The organism is Mycolicibacterium sp. XJ662, assembly GCF_053484035.1.
Map to the genome: position 1 here is coordinate 410125 of NZ_JBEFTL010000001.1, position 17091 is coordinate 427215.

General features: G+C 69.0%; 16 protein-coding genes. 4 read left to right on the top strand and 12 right to left on the bottom strand.

The window, feature by feature from the left end:
• Positions 1–18 precede the first annotated feature (18 nt).
• Complete coding sequence (locus ABQE93_RS01915) at positions 19–477, top strand: nuclear transport factor 2 family protein (protein WP_448405572.1); 459 nt, start codon at positions 19–21, stop codon at positions 475–477.
• A 3-nt stretch (positions 478–480) separates the two neighbouring features.
• Here the strand turns inward: ABQE93_RS01915 and ABQE93_RS01920 are convergent, their stop codons facing one another.
• Positions 481–1134: a L,D-transpeptidase family protein gene (locus ABQE93_RS01920; protein ID WP_448405573.1), complete on the bottom strand. Its 654-nt coding sequence runs from the start codon at positions 1132–1134 to the stop codon at positions 481–483.
• 68 nt (positions 1135–1202) lie between these two features.
• Here ABQE93_RS01920 and ABQE93_RS01925 point away from each other — a divergent pair, with 68 nt between their 5' ends.
• The gene (locus ABQE93_RS01925) at positions 1203–2693 is read left to right on the top strand and encodes a bifunctional phosphatase PAP2/diacylglycerol kinase family protein (RefSeq protein ID WP_448405574.1); all 1491 of its coding nucleotides are present in this window, start codon (positions 1203–1205) and stop codon (positions 2691–2693) included.
• Here the strand turns inward: ABQE93_RS01925 and ABQE93_RS01930 are convergent.
• Positions 2650–3315 (bottom strand): phosphatase PAP2 family protein, encoded by a 666-nt coding sequence (locus ABQE93_RS01930; protein WP_448405575.1) that lies wholly within the window; start codon positions 3313–3315, stop codon positions 2650–2652. The two genes, ABQE93_RS01925 and ABQE93_RS01930, sit on opposite strands and share 44 nt — an antisense overlap.
• Before the next feature lie 48 nt (positions 3316–3363).
• On the opposite strand from ABQE93_RS01930, the gene ABQE93_RS01935 reads away from it, so the two are divergent.
• Positions 3364–3846, top strand: a complete 483-nt coding sequence (locus tag ABQE93_RS01935) for a hypothetical protein (RefSeq protein WP_448405576.1) — start codon at positions 3364–3366, stop codon at positions 3844–3846.
• A gap of 75 nt (positions 3847–3921) precedes the next feature.
• Here the strand turns inward: ABQE93_RS01935 and ABQE93_RS01940 are convergent, their stop codons facing one another.
• Complete coding sequence (locus ABQE93_RS01940; RefSeq protein ID WP_448405577.1) at positions 3922–4683, bottom strand: trans-aconitate 2-methyltransferase; 762 nt, start codon at positions 4681–4683, stop codon at positions 3922–3924.
• 40 nt (positions 4684–4723) lie between these two features.
• Here ABQE93_RS01940 and ABQE93_RS01945 point away from each other — a divergent pair, with 40 nt between their 5' ends.
• Positions 4724–5920 carry an alpha/beta hydrolase family protein gene (locus ABQE93_RS01945; RefSeq protein WP_448405578.1) on the top strand — a complete coding sequence of 399 codons (1197 nt, stop codon included), beginning with the start codon at positions 4724–4726 and terminating at the stop codon, positions 5918–5920.
• Here the strand turns inward: ABQE93_RS01945 and eccE are convergent.
• Genes eccE through eccCa form a run of 9 tightly spaced genes read right to left on the bottom strand, consistent with a single transcriptional unit; the run spans position 5859 to position 17055 of the window.
• Entirely contained in the window at positions 5859–6821 is a 963-nt protein-coding gene (eccE, locus tag ABQE93_RS01950) for a type VII secretion protein EccE (RefSeq protein ID WP_448405579.1), read from the bottom strand. The genes ABQE93_RS01945 and eccE overlap by 62 nt on opposite strands.
• A complete protein-coding gene (gene mycP, locus ABQE93_RS01955; RefSeq protein ID WP_448405580.1) occupies positions 6818–8224 on the bottom strand; it encodes a type VII secretion-associated serine protease mycosin in 1407 nt (468 codons plus the stop codon). The genes eccE and mycP overlap by 4 nt, the downstream gene beginning before the upstream one ends.
• A 7-nt stretch (positions 8225–8231) precedes the next feature.
• Entirely contained in the window at positions 8232–9617 is a 1386-nt protein-coding gene (gene eccD / locus ABQE93_RS01960; protein WP_448405581.1) for a type VII secretion integral membrane protein EccD, read from the bottom strand.
• A 23-nt stretch (positions 9618–9640) separates the two neighbouring features.
• The gene (locus ABQE93_RS01965; RefSeq protein ID WP_448405582.1) at positions 9641–10513 is read right to left on the bottom strand and encodes an ESX secretion-associated protein EspG; all 873 of its coding nucleotides are present in this window, start codon (positions 10511–10513) and stop codon (positions 9641–9643) included.
• 6 nt (positions 10514–10519) lie between these two features.
• Positions 10520–10810, bottom strand: a complete 291-nt coding sequence (locus ABQE93_RS01970; RefSeq protein WP_069407215.1) for a WXG100 family type VII secretion target — start codon at positions 10808–10810, stop codon at positions 10520–10522.
• 28 nt (positions 10811–10838) lie between these two features.
• Positions 10839–11132 (bottom strand): type VII secretion protein EsxS, encoded by a 294-nt coding sequence (locus ABQE93_RS01975; RefSeq protein WP_448405583.1) that lies wholly within the window; start codon positions 11130–11132, stop codon positions 10839–10841.
• Between the two features lie 52 nt (positions 11133–11184).
• Positions 11185–12762, bottom strand: coding sequence for a PPE family protein (locus tag ABQE93_RS01980; protein WP_448405584.1), 1578 nt, complete (start codon positions 12760–12762; stop codon positions 11185–11187).
• 1 nt (position 12763) lies between these two features.
• Complete coding sequence (locus ABQE93_RS01985) at positions 12764–13072, bottom strand: PE family protein (protein ID WP_448405585.1); 309 nt, start codon at positions 13070–13072, stop codon at positions 12764–12766.
• Positions 13072–17055: a type VII secretion protein EccCa gene (eccCa, locus tag ABQE93_RS01990; RefSeq protein WP_448405587.1), complete on the bottom strand. Its 3984-nt coding sequence runs from the start codon at positions 17053–17055 to the stop codon at positions 13072–13074. The genes ABQE93_RS01985 and eccCa overlap by 1 nt, the downstream gene beginning before the upstream one ends.
• Between the last annotated feature and the right edge of the window lie 36 nt (positions 17056–17091).

Consider the following 17091-nt stretch of genomic DNA (forward strand, 5'->3'; position numbering starts at 1 on the left):
TGTGCTGCAATGTCGGCCATGGGTGACATCGACGAAATCAAGCAAGTCAAGTACCGCTACCTGCGTGCGCTGGACACCAAGTACTGGGACGAGTTCGCCGACACCCTCACCGAGGACGTGATCGGCAGGTACGGCGAGTCCATCGGCGAGGAGCACCACTTCACCAACCGTGACGAGCTGGTGACGTTCATGCGCAACTCGCTGGGCCCCGAGATCATCACCGAGCACCGCGTCACCCATCCGGAGATCCGCGTCGACGGCGACGAGGCGTCGGCGACCTGGTACCTGCAGGACCGGGTGATCGCCCCGGACTTCAACTTCATGTTGATCGGCGCCGGTTTCTACCACGACCGGTACCGACGCACCAGCGAGGGCTGGAAGATCTGCGAGACCGGTTACGACCGCACCTACGACGCGTCGATGTCCACCGAAGGGTTGAACTTCAAGGTGAAACCCGGTCGGGCACTGAACATCTGACGGCTACTGCGAGATCGCGATCAGCGCGCCCGGCCGCAGCCAGGCCATGATCTTGACCAGCATGTCGTCGTCGATCGCCACACATCCCGCCGTCGGCCCGCCGTCGGTGGCGTGCAGGAAGAACGCGCCGCCGTTGCCGGGGACCCGCGCTTTGTTGACGCCCATCACGACCGCGTGCACGTACTGCGGGATGTCGAGGTTCTCGGTGCCGCTCGCCGGATCGGTGTTGAACGGACACTGCGCCTGCTTGCATACCTGCATCGTGTTGTAGGTGGGGCTCTTCATATCACCGTCCCACCAGTGGTCCGGGCCCACCTGCACGTAGGGCAGACCGCCGCCGGGGTTGGGCGCGGTGCCGAACGCGAAATCGAGGGTGAAGACGCCCATCGGGGTCTTCATCTGGCCGTCGTGGGTCTGCGGCGCCATCCCCTTGGCCCCGATCCAGGCGGGGATGGCCACTGCGATCGGCTGCCAACCCGTCGGGGTGCGTTGATAGACGTCCATCTTGGCCTTCGAACCGCCAACGCCCACAACCGAAATCACCTGTGTCGCCGACCCGACGGAGCTGGCGAACCACGGGGCGGGTTGGGCGTGCCCGGCCGGGGCGGTGCCGACCACCGCCACCAGGGCGCACATCAAGATCAGTAGCCGGCGCACCGGACCATGCTAAGTCGCGATGCGTTCGGTTTGGGTTAAGCCGCGCGCCGGCTGGATAAGTTGATGGCATGGATCTACTTCCCGTACGACGGCGCCGGGGTATCCGCCAGATCGGTCAGGGCCTCGGCAGCCTCGACCAGGAGGTGTTCGAGGCCATCGCGGATTCGCCCAGCCCGCTGCTCGATGCGGTGATGCCCAAGCTGACCAGGGCCGCGGACTACTCGAAGCTGTGGTTTGCGATCGCGGCGGTGCTGGCGCTCGTCGGCGGGCCGTCGGTCCGACGGGGAGCGACTCGGGGCGTGCTGAGCCTCGCGGTGACGAGCTTGCTCACCAACCAGGTGGCCAAACGGGTGTGGAAACGGGCGCGGCCCAACTGGACCCTGGTGCCGTTGGCGCGGCGCGCGCGGCGCACACCGACGTCGAACTCGCTGCCGTCGGGTCATTCGGCGAGCGCGGCGGCGTTCGCGGTCGGGGTCGGGTTAGAGAGCCCGCTGCTGGGGTTGGTGCTGGCGCTGTTGGCCGGCCTGGTCGGAATGTCGCGGGTGGCAACCGGTGCGCACTACCCCGGTGACGTGCTGGCGGGGTTCGGCGTCGGCGCCGCGGTGGCCGTGCTCGGCGGGCGGGTGGTGCCGCCGGTGGTTCCGACCGAAATTCCGGCCGCCGACCCGCTGTGGGTAGGCGCCCCCAAGCGCCCCGACGGCGCGGGCGTGGTGCTGGTCGCCAACCCCGCGTCGGGCGGCGGCGCCGGAGCCGACATCATCGACGAGGTTCGAGAAGCGTTGCCGCGCACGAAGATCATCGAGCTCGACGGCGACGACGACATCAAGCAGGTATTGCGGTCAGCCGTCGAGCGGGCAGAGGTGCTCGCCGTCAGCGGCGGCGACGGCACCGTGTCGTGTGCAGCCGGTGTCGCGATCGAGGCAGGTATTCCGCTGGCGGTGTTTCCGGGTGGGACGTTCAACCACTTCGCCAAGGACATCGGCTGCGACAGCGTGGCCAAGACGGTCGAGGCGATCCGGGAGGGCCTTGTCGCCTGCGTCGACCTGGTGTGCCTCAACGACAAGCACATGGTGATCAACACCGCGAGCATCGGCGCCTACCCGTCGTTCGTCGAGACGCGGGAGAAATACGAGCACCGGATCGGCAAGCCGCTGGCCAGCGTGTACGCGATGTATCACACGCTGCGTCACGACGATCCGGTCCGCATCCGCTACGACAACAAGACGCTGCAGACGTCGCTGTTCTTCCTCGGCAACTCGACGTATCTGCCGTCCGGATTCGCCCCGTCGCGGCGTACCCGTATCGACGACGGCCTGCTCGACATCCGGATCCTGGAGACCGGGCGGCGGTGGGCCAAGCTGCGGATCCTGGCCGCGCTGGCGACCGGACGCCTGGAACGCAGCCCGCTCTACCACGAGCTTCGGGTGCCGGAGTTTCAGTTCACGGTCGTCGACGGTACGACGACGCTGGCCCACGACGGCGAGGTCGGCACCGAGTGCGGGGAAGCCAGCTTCGTCACGCGGTACCGCGTGCTTCCGGTATATCGTCCGGCTGCGTGATCGGTTGCGTCGGCGACACCAACGCGTAGCAGACCGCGAAATAGGCGTACCCCAGCGCCCATCCGGCGAGCACGTCGGAGGGGTGGTGCACGTTGAGGACCACCCGGCCCAGTCCGATCGCGGCGACGATCGCCACGCCCAACACCACAAGCCATACCCGCAGCGGCTGGCGCACGACGGGGAGGGCCACGGTCAGCAGCGCCGGCACCGCCACCATCAAGCCGAGTGCGTGGCCGGACGGAAACGATGAGCTCATTGCGGACACCAGGGCGGTGTCGGGCCGTGGCCGATCGGCGGCCCGTTTGGCGGCTTCGGTGATGAGCCCGCTGAGCTCCACGGTGATGAGCAGAAACATCGCGATGCGCACGTTGCGCCGCACCAGCGCGATCACGATCACCACGAGGGTCACCACACGAAAGGCCATCGGTCCCAGCACGGTGCAGAACACATGCCAGCCGAGCACCCAGCCGGGATTGGCGTCGCCGTAGCGGCAGAAGCCGTCCAGAAGCGTGTTGTCGAAGTCTGTGAGCCACCCCCACTGGGCGTAGTCGATCCACAGCAACGCATACACCGCGACCGCGGCGACGGCCGAGCCGATCAGCCAGCGCTTGTTCGGTGCCACGCATAAGCTCTACCACCCACGATGGCACGCGGATTAGGGTGGCTGCACATGGCCGTATTTCTCCGCAAGCTGTTCCGCATCGGGGCTCTACCCGCCGAACTGCGCGCCGAGGTGGAGGCCGAGGGCGTACTTCACCTGGCCGAGTACGTGCCGGTGACGCGCCGGTTCAGCGGCAAGATCCCGGGTAAACGCGCCAGCGGTGACATCGCGAGCTACGTCGGCTCGCTGGTGCTGACCAACCAGCGGGTGCTGGCCACGCTGTCGACGGTGCCGAAGCTGGCGCCCCGCACGGTCGACCAGCGCTGGGACGCCCCGCAGGCGGGCACCGTGACCGCCGAGCTGTCCGAGACCGGTCTGTTCATCGAGGTCGACATCCACGCGGTGGATCCGCGGTGCGAGGGCCAACTGTCGCTGCACTACAAAGAAGAACTCCCTGAGGAGCTGTTGACGCGCCTGCCGCGCCGGTCCCTGGCCTTCGACGTGCCGCCGGAATACGTCTTCCGCGCGGTCGGCGTGCCCTACGACCCGTAAATCGCTCCGCCGAACGTGGGTTACCCGCACACCCAGAGCGCCTCGAGCGTGACACAACCACACACTCGGCCGGGCTCAGCCCACCTGCGCCACCACGAAGATCCGCCGGAACGGAAAGAACGTCCTGCCGTCCGATCGCATCGGGTAGGCCGCGTCGAGCAGCGGGATCAGCTCCTCACGGAACCGCTGCCACTGCGCGTCGGTGAGCCGGCGCCGCACCGGCCGCAGCGTGGTGCCGGTGATCCACTCCAGGACGGGATGCTGTCCGGTCAGCTCGTGAATGTAGGTGGTCTCCCACGCGTCGACGGTGCCGCCGGCGTCGGTGAGCAGTTCCGCGTAGCGTGCCGGACCGTCAACCGGATCGTCCCGAAACAACCCGTCGTCCAACAGGTTCGACCACTTTTCGCGGCGGGCTAGGTCACGGACCGCCTGATGTGACGGCGCGTCGAAATTGCCCGGCACCTGAAACGCCAGCCACGAGCCCGCCCGAAATTGACGGGTCCACCGCACCAGCAGTTCCCGGTGTTGGGGAACCCAGTGCAGCGTCGCGTTGCTCACCACCACGTCGGTGTCGGGTCGCGGCACCCAGTCGGCGATGTCGCCGACGTGCGCGTCGAGCCCTGCACCGCGGGCTGCCTCCACCATGTCCGGTGAACTGTCCCACGCTTCGAGCACCGCCGACGGCCAGCGCCGCGCCAGCGTCACGGTGAGATTGCCTGGCCCGCAACCAAGATCGACCACGCGGCGCGGCGTCTCTGCGCCCACCCGCGACATCAGGTCGAAGAACGCGCGCCCGCGCTCATCGGCGAATGTCAGGTAGGCGTCGGGATTCCACATCGTGTCAGTGTCGCACCGGCGACCGCGCTACCATGCGGAGGTGACCACGTCGGACGCCGCCCCGGTCGATCCGCCCATCCCTGTTCTCGATGTCCCAGGCGCCGACGCCAGTTCGCGCGGTCTGCCACGCCGCATGGACCTCACGTTGCGGCAGCGCCTGATCGTGGATTCCTCGGCCGTTGCCGACATCGCGTTGCGCACGGCGATCGCGTCGATGATCGGCGCATCGGTGCTGCCCTCGCTTGTCGGCGCCGCGCTGCGGTCGCAATCGCGCGTGGAGCGCGAGCATCTGCGCTTCTACGCCGAACTGGCCGCCGAACAGGATGCCCAACTGTCGTTTCCCGCGCCGACAATCGAACCGCGGATCTCGTCGCGGCCGGCCAATCCGGTCGCCGAGTGGATCGCCAAAGGCCAGGTCCACAACATCCGGTTCAACAGCAGCTTCGAGGCGGTCAACCCCGCCTTGCGCGACCAGTGCCGGGCGTACCAGCGCAACAACGTCGTACACGCCCAGCACTGGCGCCACAGCGACGGACCGCATCCGACGCTGTGCCTGATCCACGGCTTCATGGGGTCGGCCTACCTGTTCAACGGGCTGTTCTTCTCGCTGCCGTGGTTCTACCGGTCCGGCTACGACGTGCTGCTGCTCACCCTTCCGTTTCACGGCCGTCGCGCTGAACGCTTCTCACCGTTTTCCGGTTACGGCTACTTCGCACACGGCTTCGCCGGGTTCGCCGAGGCGATGGCTCAGGCGGTGCACGACTTCCGTTCTCTGGTCGACTATCTCGAGTACACCGGGGTGGACCGGGTCGCGCTGACCGGCATGTCGCTGGGCGGTTACACCGCCGCGTTGCTCGCCTGCGTCGACGACCGCATCCAGGCGGTGATTCCGAATGTTCCTGTGGTCACGCCGGATCGGACGGCCGACGAGTGGTTCCCGGCCAACCAGGTGATGCGGCTGCGCAACGTGCTCGCCCACACCGACGACGAACTGGCCGGTGCGGCAACGATGTACTCGTCACCGCTGAACTACCCGCCCCTGGTGCCCAAGGACCGCCGACTGATCATCACCGGCCTCGGTGACCGGCTCGCCCCGCCCGAACAGGCCGAGATGTTGTGGGAACACTGGGATCGCTGCGCATTTCACTGGTTCCCCGGCAACCACGTGTTACACGTCAGCCAACCGGATTACCTGCGCCGGATGACGCGCTTTCTGCGGCCGTTCCTTTTCGACTGACACCTTGCGACGGGCCGACGCGCCAGTCGATCCGCTCCAGCAGCTCCGGCGGCAACGGGCTGGCCGGTGTGCCGAGCCGCTCTGCGGTCCGCGGATCCAACGCGTTGAGCAGTGGCCGCTGGATACCTGGATGCGCGACGAGACCCCGCAGCGGCAGCCCCCGAACGGCCTCCGCGGTGCGGAATGCGCACATCGCGGTGACGGTGGGATGTGTTGCAGTGCCGCTGAATTCCAGCGCAGTCCATGTTTCGGTCGGCCGTGACCACACCTCGTCGAGTTGGTCGCCGAGCCGGTCGTCGACGGGGATGCCGTAAGCCGACACCGCGCCGTGGTCGTCGATGACCGCACCCCATTTCTCGCGGCCCGGCCCGGCGGGGGGATCGGCGACATCGACGATCACCGCTTCCAGTCCAGTCTCGCGCAGGTGGTCGGCCAGTCGTCGGCCGACGACCTCGGTGGTGGCCAGCAGCGGAAGCTCCGGTGAGCGGGCCAACAGCGCGGTGAGGTTGTCGGCGGCGTTGAGCGTCATGCTGATCCACGTCGTGCGCACACCGGCCTGGTCGCGGCTGGTGACCCGCACCTTCTGGCACCGGACCCCGAACCGCTCGACATAGCCGGCCACCAACGGCAACGACAGCCCCACGCCGTTCGGATCGTCGATCCGCAACAACACCGTGGCTTCGTTCGAGGGCTGCGGCTTCGGCTTCGAATGGTTGCGGCGCCACACGCCGAAGCGCCGCGCGACCCTGGTCGTCAGGAAAAGCCCACGCCACCACGCGAACACCACAACCACCACGGCAACGGCCACCCCGAGGACCCAGCGTTCGGTAATCGACTCCCACGGATAGGCCATCGCCGCGGCCACGACCGCCAACAGCGCCAACGCCAGTCGTATGGTCACTTCGAGTGCCTCCCAGGTGCGGCATCGGCCGCGGTGGTCCGTTTGCGGTGGGCTGCGGCCGCTGCCGTGACGGCGGCGACGGCCGCCAGCACGCCGGCGCCCACGAACGCGACCGTGCGCGGAGTGGGATCGGTCGGCGGCGGCTCTGGCGGTGCGGCAACGGGTTTGGGCTCGGCCACACCGTTGTCAGCGACGGCGGTGACGTCCCATGTCAGCGCCGCCACCGGGTCGACGAGCCCCGCGCCGGTCAGGTTCGACGGAGCGCGGGCAGCGCCCCGCGCGCTTACCGTCAGCCGGTCGATCACCTGCTGCGCGGACAGCTCGGGAAATCGGCTGCGCACCAACGCCGCAGTGCCTGCGACGTAGGCCGAGGCGAAGCTCGAGCTGTTGAGCCCGAACAACTCCCCACGCTCGTTGGGTAGCGCATTGGCCAGAGCGCCGCCCTCGCCGTTACCGACCGAGGTGACGTTCTCACCGGGCGCCGCGATGCCCACCCACGGGCCGGCCATCGTGAAATCCGACGGTCGCCCCGCGGTGTTGACCGACCCCACCGACAGCACGAACGGCTGCCACCAGGACGGGATCGACACCGACGTCACACCCGCCCAGTTGCGCGGGTCCCGCGGACGCCCGGGATCCGACAGCGGGTTGGACGGACATGCCGACCCGGGGTTCAACCCGGCCCGGTTGTTGCCTGCCGCCGCGACGATCACCGCGTCCTTTTCGACGGCGGCGTACCGCAGCGCGGCGCCGAGTTCGTTCTGGTCCACGGTCTCGTTGGCGCGCAGGCAGGTGACGGCCGAGGTGTTGATGACGCGTGCGCCCAGGTCCGCCGCACGCACGACGGCCCTGGCCAGCGTCGTGACGTCGTGCGCGACCCGCGCGGTGGCCGGGTCCTCGCCGGTGGTGCTGGGCGCGAACCGCGCCGACGTCGAGCGGATCGCCAGCACCCGCGCGGCCGGTGCGACGCCGGAGAAGCCGTCGGCGCCGGGCTGACCGGCGATGATGCCGGCCACCAGCGTTCCGTGCCCGTCGCAGTCGGAGAGCCCGTCGGTCGACTCGACGAAGTCGCCGCCGGGGTCGACGTTCGGCAGCCGCGGCCCGGGCTGAACGCCGGTGTCGATCACCGCGACCAGTTGGCCTTCGCCCCGGCTGAACTCCCAGGCGTCGGCGAGGTTGAGCATGAGCTGATTGGGGTTGACCACGCCGGGATCGGTGCCGGGCAGCACCCCTGCGGCGACACACGGGCCGCGTCGCGTCATCGCCTGCACGGGGCCCGCGCTGCCCGACGGCGGCGCCACCGCGGGATCGACCTCCGGCGGCGTGATCGCCAGCGCCGCAGGGCAACTCATCACCGCGGCGAGCATCGGGACCGCCGCAGCCGCGAGCCAGGTACGGATCACCGACGCCTCATCGGTTCAAAACCCAGGCGAACAGCCCGACCAGGTAGGCCAACACCGGGATCAGCGAGGCGTCCACCGCGGACGCCAGGAACCCGACCAGGCGACGCATCGGCAGCGAGTAGGTGTCCGGCGAGGCCACCTGCGGGAACAGTGCCGCGACCACCCACACGGCCGTCACCGCGGTCACCGCCGCGAGCGTCCACCATGCCGCGGTGTAGCGGCCATCGGCGACGAACACCCCGAGAAACGCGATCGCCATGAGGAACGGCTGGCTCAGCAGCCACGCTTTACACGGGGCTGAGTCCCACACCCGCGCCTTCAACACACTTCCCAGCGCCACCGCCCCGACGACGTACCACACCCAGTTCGAGACGCCTTCCGGCGCAGCCAGTATCACTGCCCCGGCGGTGATCAGCAGGACACCACCGGCGAGGAACCCCGTCTGGTGAGAGTCGCTGATCCGCACCCGACGCGGTAGGTCCCGAAGCACCGAGATCGACGGCGCCGACGGCGGCGGGTCGCCCGGCGCGGGAATGACGGGCACCGGTAGCCGCGACCACAGCGCGGACAGTTGCGGCGCTGAGACGATGCTCAAGAGCGCCAGCACCACCAGCACCGATCCGAGCACGACGGAGTCCAGCTCCCAGATCGCCGCAGCCCCCGCGGTAATCAGCGCGCCCAACCCGACGACGCTGGTTGCGGTGAACAGCGCGATGCCGCGCTCGGCGACGGTGATGCAGACGATCGACCACGCCGCGACACCCGCGGCGCCGAGCAACACCTGCGATGGCCCGAATCCACCGGGCACCGCCAGCGCGAGCGCCGCGGCGATGGGCGCCAACGCCGCCACCGACATCGCCGCGGCGAAACGGGGCAGCGGGGCCCGGGTGAGCAGCGCGGTCAACACCGCCGCCATCGCGATACCCGCGGCCGCGAACAGGCCCGCGTCACCGCCGTTGACGATGCGGTGCGCGGTCGCCAACGCGGTGGCGACCAGGGTCAGCCCCAGGACGGCGACGCCCGCACCGCGGGCGATGTGTTCGGCGCCCCAGGGCTTTTCGCGGGCGGCAGAGAAGATGACGGTTGCGTCGCCGATGTCCTCGACGATCCGCGGTGCGGGTGTGCCTGTTGGAACGGGCTGCAGGGCGAGCAGATCGCCGTCGACGACACCGACGGTGTCCAGGGTGGCGTCGAGGCTGAACGGGGCGCCGCCGACCGGGGCGAGCGACAGCGCAGCCAGGGTGTGCTCACCGTCGCCGTCGTCGGGCATCGCCATCCGCCGCACGGCGGGAAGGATTTCGCGCAGCGGAAGTTCGGTGGGCAGCACCATGTCGGTGACGCGGCCTCCGCCGCCGTCGCCGACGGCGAGTACGGCGACGCGAACGATCGGCATCGCCTTCAACACGGTGCTGCCGTTCAATGAACTGTGTGACGCCATTTCTGGTGTTCCGTTCTCTGGTCGAGATCGAAGTCTCGAGTCAACTGCAAGTGTGGGAACCACGCGCCGTCGGGCAGCGTGGCGGTCAACCGCTCGACCGCGGTCGCGATCGTAAGTGTGGTGCCGGGGGTGAAGGTCGACACCCATTCGCCGTCAAAGGCGCGCGACGGGTGCACCAGTACGCGTCCCGCGCTGGTGTCGACGACGCTGACGCCGACGTCGGTGCTGACCCGGTGTCCGTCGCGATGATCACCGGCCACGATCTCCACATAGCTGCGGCCGGGTGCGTATGCGGCCTCCACGACCGGCAGCGCCGACGCCGGAAGGCCAAGGTCGTCAACGACTTCGGTGAGCGTTGCGCCGTTGCGCACCTGCTCGTCGGCGCGCGCCCCGATGCGGGCGGGGATCGTGAACTCCTCGAACGCGGCCGGTGCACGTCCCGCAAGGCCTGCGGTCAGCACCGGCACCAGCGCCTGCGGATGGTCGATGTCCAGCGCCGTGAACGTCACCAACCCTCCGCTGCGCAGCGCCACGACCGTGGCGCCCCCTTGGCGCGCGACGTGCCCGCGCAGCAGGTTGTTCGAGGCGCTGACGAACCTCAGTTCCAGCCAGCGCCGCGGCCGGCAGGTGGTGGTGATCCACTGCCGCACTGCGGGGTTGACGACACCGTCCGCGGTCATCAATCTGAGCGCGACAAGTTCCGCGGCAAGCCTGTCCTCGACCGCCCTGCGCGCCGCATGGTCACTGTACGGCGGCGTGATGGCCAGCACCCAGGGAAAGCTCCCGGCGCCCAACGCATCAGCGATGAACCAGGCCTGCTCCGCGGTCAGTTCGACTGCGTTAGCAGACACCGACGGTCAGCCACCCCACTTGGCGCCTTCGGCGGCGTCACGCGCGCTCATCGCCATGGTGTTGGTTTCGTGGGTGGTGGCCATGGCGCGGTACGCCCGGACCAGCTCCTCCATGGCGACGTTCCACTGCGCCTGCCACGCCTGGTAGGTCATACCGGTGTCGCCCTGCCATGCGGCGGCCAGGGCGGCCTGCTCGCTGGCGACGTCGGCGCCGACGGCGTGCAGCGCACCGGCGTATCCGGCCATCTCACCGGCGTGCGCCAGCATCGCCGGGTAGTTGTACATGATCTGTGACATCAGGGTCTCCCTCTTGTCAGTTCGTGGTTCAGATGCCGGTGTAGGTGCTGGCGTTGGCCGCGTCCTGCGCGACGTAGGTGCCCGCGGCGTCGCCCAGGTTGACCTGCGCGATGTCCAGCAGCGAGTTGACCCGTGCGGAGACCTCGAGGAACCGGGCGTGCGCGGCCTGGAAGGCGGCGCTGGATTCGCCGATGTGGAACGCCTGCGCCGACTGGGCAGCCTGCTCGGCCTGGGCGATCGTGCTACGCATCAGCGCGGCCTTGGCGGAGAACGCCGCCTCCGACGAGACGAGCTGCGGGATGTGAGCGTCTAAGAGGCTCATGGGTTTACCTTTCGGATTGTCGTAACGGGGACGGTGGTATCGGTCGGTCTTCTCAGTTGCGCGAGCCCCCTTCCGGATCCCAGTCGCCGGGCAGCAGCGGCTCGGTCGGGCCGCCGCCGAACGGGTCGCCGGCCAGTTCGGTCAGCCCGGCCGCTTCTTCGGTCTCCGGCTTGGCCGCCGCACCGGTGAAACCCATTGGGCCCGCGCCCTTGTCGGATGCGCTCATCCGCGGTTTGCGGACCGGCTCCGGCGGCGTGTCCTCCGGGTCGGGTTCGTAGTCCATGTAGGCGTCGGCGTACTGGCGTTCGTGCACCGGTGCCGCGCGGCGCCGCCGTGCCTTGCGTTTGGCCAGGGACGACGCCGCGGCCGCGGCGGATGCCGACGCGGCGATATCGGATGCGGGGGCCTTGGCTCCGGTGCCCTCGCGCAGGGTCGGCGTGAAACCCTCGTCGGGTCCGGGACCGGCGACGGCGTAGGGCACTACCGGCGCGGCGGCCGCAGCGGCCACGCCGCCAGCGGGGGCGACACCGCCGGCTACCGATGCGGCGGGCGCTGCGGGCGCGGCGGGTACCGTCGGGGCGACCGCGGCCGCGGGTAGCGGGTCGGCGCGCTGGGCGGGCGCGGGCGTGTTCGACGCCGGTTGGGGCGGCGCGGGCGCGGCTTCCGGTGCGGGCAGAGCCGGCGGGTTGAGGTACTGGTGCAGGAAGTACCCGCCGATGCCCAGCGCCAGCGGTGCCATCCACGTCGTCAGCAGCAGGTTGGGATACGTCACCGACGCGCCGACCCACGAGACCGCCTGGTAGGCAACGGCCATCAGGAAGGGACCGTAAGCCACCAGCGTGGGGCCCGGGTTGGTCAGCAGCCCAACGATCAACTGTTGGGTGTTGCCGACCGGGTCGGCCATGAATTCGATGATGGGTTCGAACAGCTGATAGACGTACTGCCCGTAGGAATCGAAGATCTGCCCGACGAACCGCAACAGCTGCGCGATGATGTCCGAATTCGCCAACGCCGAACCGGAATCGGCCGCGGTCACCTGCGCGAAGGACTGCTGCGCCGTCGCCGCCGCCGATCCGGCCTCCCCCACACCAGGGGTGAGCACAAACGGGGCGGGCGGGGTCGTCGGGGTGGCCGCCACCGCGGCACCCGACACCGCCTGATACGTGCCCATCGTCGTGGCCGCCTGAATCCACATCCGCACATAGTTGGCTTCGTTGATGGCAATCGGAATGGTGTTGATGCCAAGGAAGTTGGTGGCGATCAGCGTGACCTGCGTGCTGCGGTTCAGCGCCAGCTCGGCCAGCGTGGGCATGGTGGCCAACGCCGTCGAGTACGCCGCCGCGGCGGCCTCGTGCTGCGCGGCGCTGGCCGCGCTGTTGGCGCTGGCCTGCGCGAGCCACGCCAGATAGGGCGTATGCGCCGCGACGTACTGCTCGGCGCTGGGACCTTCCCAGGCACCGCTCTGCACGGCGCCGAGCAGGCCGGTCAATTCGGCTGCGGCCGCGGAGTATTCGGAGGCCAACGACTGCCACGCCCCCGCGGCCGCCAGCAGCGAACCCGGCCCGGGGCCGCTGCTCAGCATGGCCGAATGCACTTCCGGGGGAAGCGCCATCCAGATGGGGGCGGTCACGTCAGCTACCCGACACCAGGTACGACGAAGCGGCCATCGCATCACCGGCGGCGTAGCTTGCCCCGGACTCGCCGACGCCGACGCCGGCCCGGCCGAGCTCTTCGACACCCTGGGCAGCCATCGTATTGTGCTGCACCCCATGGGCGCTGAAGCCGACAGCGGTCTGCAGGGAGACCGCATCGGCCGCGGGCGGCACGACGGTGGTGACCAGCGGCGCTGCGGCGGCATGCGCGGCGGCCAGCCGTGCGGTCAGCCCTTCGACGGCGGCACTGGCCGCGGTCAGGCCTTCGGGAACAACACGCAGAGTCATCAGTTCAACTCCCTTCCAGTGTCTCTTGGGGTGCCTCTCGGATTGCCCACAACCGCGTCGGCGTACGGATTGACCAGTTGTAGGAATGTGGCGTCATCGCCGTCGTCGTCGAGCAGCATCGCCCGCCCGGCAGGCAACCTGCGGAACCGGTGGCCGCGGATCTTGCCGCTGTCCTGAGGATTACCGGACAGCATGAGGATCGCGGCCTGCAGTTCGTTGAGCCTGCGCAGCAGCGGCGCGGTCATCAACGCGTGCGCCGACCCGGTGGCGCGCGCGGTCACGACGACGCGCAGCCCGAGCTCGCTGGCCTGTGACAGCAGGCCGAGGAGCGCCGTCCACGGCCGCTGCCCGACGAAGGGACCGCTGACCGCGGGAGCGTCGGGGATCTGGTCGACGTCGTCGATGATCAGGTAGTGGGTGTGCCCGCTCTCATCGGGCCGATAGCTCCAGTCGGCGAGCTGCTGGGGCGTCAAACCCGCGGGCGGGCGCCGCTTCTCGAGCAGTCCGGCCAGGCCGAGCATGGCCGGGGTGATCCGGTCGATGTTCGGGGTGTACTCGTTGTCGGGAAACAGGGGCTCGTCGACCAGATGCAGACGTCGGTCGATCACCGTGAACGCGACCTGATCCGGGGTGGAGTGTTCGCGCACGGTCCGGATCAGGTGACGCAGCAGCGTCGTCTTGCCCGACTTGCTGTCCCCGAACACCATCAACAACGGGTTGCGCGCGAAATCCACCGTCACCGCGGCCAGGTCCTCTTCGCGCTGGCCGACGACCACCCGCTCGGGCGCCGGGTACAGCGGCGCGACTACTCCGGGTGCCAGATCGTGTGGCAGCAGCCGGACAGGGGGCGCCGCGACGCCCTGGTAGCGGGCGTTGATCACCGCGATGTCGGTCAGATCCGGTTCGGCGAACAGGAAGTGCTCGGCGGCCATCGTCAGGCCGCGGCCCGGCTGATCGGCAGGCACCGCCTCGGCGGGGCGGCGCAGCGCGCCAGTGACCCGCACGTTGCTGTCGCGCGCGTCGGACAGCTTGAGCTCGAGGCGCAACCCGAGTCCGTCGCGCATCGCCAAGGGCACCTCCAGCCAGTTCGGTGTGGTGACGACGACGTGGATGCCGTAGGACATTCCGGTGTTGACCAACTCGGTGACCTTGGCCAGCAATGGGTTTCGGGTGTTGAACGTATCGGTGTTGTCTCGGCTGAACGCGTACAGGTTGTCGATGACCAAAAACACTTCCCCGTACTCGTCACCTTCTTCGGCCGAACCGTTGTGCGTGCGGGCTTGCCGGGTCCGCAGCAGCTGTTCCAGTTCACCGAATGTGCGCCGGATCCGTTCGGGCTCCAGCGGTGACGCGACGCTGCCGACATGCGCGAGATCTGCGAGCGGCCGCAACTGGCCACCGCCGTAGTCGAGGCAGTAGAACGTCACCTCGCGCGGGGAGTGCAACGCGGCGGCCGAGAGGATGAAGGTCTGCAACGCCGTCGTCTTACCCGACTTCGGCCCGCCGTGGATCAGCATGTTGGCCGCCGCCGATGTCGCATCGAAGATCAGCGGGTCACGCCGCATCGCGAACGGCCGGTCGATCTCGCCCAACGGCCAACGCCAATGCCCCTCGGGCACATCCGCACGCGCCAGCAGCCCGTCAAGGGGGATGTTCTCGTCGAGCGGCGGCAGCCACAGCCGCGGCGCCCTGGGACCGTAGTGCGCGAGTTGGTCGCCGATGGTGGCGACGAGCTTGCGCGGCGGACGGTCCTCATGCGCGGCGGGTTCGACGACGGTCACGGTGTCGGCGGGTGCCTCCACATGGCCGGCGGTGAACACCTGCGGCGTCGGAACTGCTTGCATGACAACGGACTTCTCCGCCCGGGGCGGGTCGTAGATGCCGTCGACGTAGGTGCTGCGGAACTTCACCGGCATCGCACCGGGGTTCGGCACCAAGAAACCCTCACCTTTGTGTTCGGGTCCCGATTCGATGTGAAATGCGTCCTCCACGCCGATGATCTGGCGGCTGACGGCGGGGCTGGCGACCTTCAGCCCGATCCGGTACGACGTGTTCTTGTCGATGTCCTTGATGCGCCCCACATCCAGCGTCTGCGACGCGAACAGGATGTGGATGCGGAACGAGCGGCCCTTGCGCGCCACGTAGTCGAACAGGTCGGCGTACTCGGGGTGATCGGCCAGCATCAGCGAGAACTCGTCGGCGACCACCAGCAGTGTCGGCAGCGGGGGCAGGTCGTGGCCCGCTGCCATTGCGGCTTCGTACTCGAGCACCGAGTTGAACGCGCTGCCCTGCACCCGGCGGCCCGCCTCCATCAGCAGCTGTTCGCGCCGCGCCACCTCGCCGCGCAGGGTGTCGGCGAAACGATCTGCCAGCGAACGCTTCTCGGCCATGTTCGAGATGACCGCGACCACCTGGGGGAACTCGCGGAAGATGTCGGCGCCGGCCTCACCCTTGAAGTCGGCGTAGATGACGATCAGCCGGTCGGCGGAGTGGGTGGTCAACAGCGACAACAGGATCGACATCAGGGTCTGCGACTTACCCGATCCGGTCATGCCGATCATCAGACCGTGTGGACCCATGCCGCCTTCGGCCTCGTCCTTGAGGTCGAACATCAACGGGTCGCCGGTCGCGGTGACGCCGATGGGCACCCGCAGCTCCTGCGCGCGTGGGCGCGGTGCCCACAGGCTGGCCACATCCAGCGCCGCGGCGTCGGGGATGCCGAGCAGGGTGGAGAACGTCGCGATCCCGGCGTTGCTCGTGCGCGCGTGGTTGGGGTTGGAGTCCCAGCGCGACAGCCGGCGCGCGATGTGGCGTGCCGTAGCCCCATCGAGCCGGTCGGCGGCGTCGACGTAGGGCTGCCACCCGCCGGTCTGCCAGCGCTCCAGTCGCCCGTCGATGACACGCAGGAACGGCCGCTCGGGGTCGACGTACTGTTCGCGGTGCGGCGGTTCGACGGTTCGGTGCACCACCGTCACACCGGACAGCCCGGTGCGGGGTAGCAGCACGGTGGGGTCGACGTCGGGGTCGTCGATGACGATCAGCAGGTGCTTGGCTCCGGAATCGGCTGTCACGCCGAAGGGTTCGCGGTCTTCGAGCACGGGGGCGAGCATGGACCGCAGCTCTGCCACGTCGCTGCTGAGGAACCGGGCCGGACCTGCCCCGTCGGCGGCACCGGGAATGTCGGCGTGCGGCAACCACTTCGCCCACGACCAGTCGTCGTCCTCGATGTGCGGCGACAGCACAGCCAACCCGAGCACGGCCGGGTCGTGCCACGTCACGGCCTGGGCGATCCACGCGCGCAGCGCTGCCCGGACCTCGTCGGGGTCGCCGAGCATGGTCACCCGCGACACCTTGGCCAGGTCGATGCCCGACGGTACCGCGTGCACGGTGCGCTGCACATCGAGCAAGCCGCGCAACGTGCTGTGCGACACCGGTTCGAGGTCGATCTCGTTCGCGGTGTCCTTCACGCGCAGCTTTGCGTTCAGCGCCGCATCGTGTAATCCGGTGCGCAGCACCAAGAAGTCGGCGTCACCGGGATCACGTTCCCACTGTCGCCGGGTGCCGGGAACCTCGGCGAGCAGGGTGGGATCCGGATGCGACCACTCCAGCGCGGCGCGTTGTTCGGCGGCGTGGGCGCGGACGTTGTCGCGCACCACCGACAAATAGCGCAGGTAGTCGGCGCGTTCGGCGTCGACCTCCTCGGTGCGCATCTTGTTGTCGGTGCCGCGGTAGAGCGCGGTCGCGGCCAGCAGCAGGACGAACGGGAAGAACAGCGTCGTCGGGGAGATCAGCCGCATGCCGGTGGCCACCAACGCCACGATCATGCCGACGATGAGGATGACGATCAGATACGGCAGCACCCGACGCAGCAGTGACGGCGGCACCAACCGCGGCAGTTCCGGCGGCGGCTCGATCGTGATGGTGCCCTGGCGCGTCGTCGGCGGCGGGATTCGGCGGCGCGTCTCAAAGATGAGGCGGCTCACGCGTCGCCCTCGCAGGCTCGTTCGACGCGTTCTGTG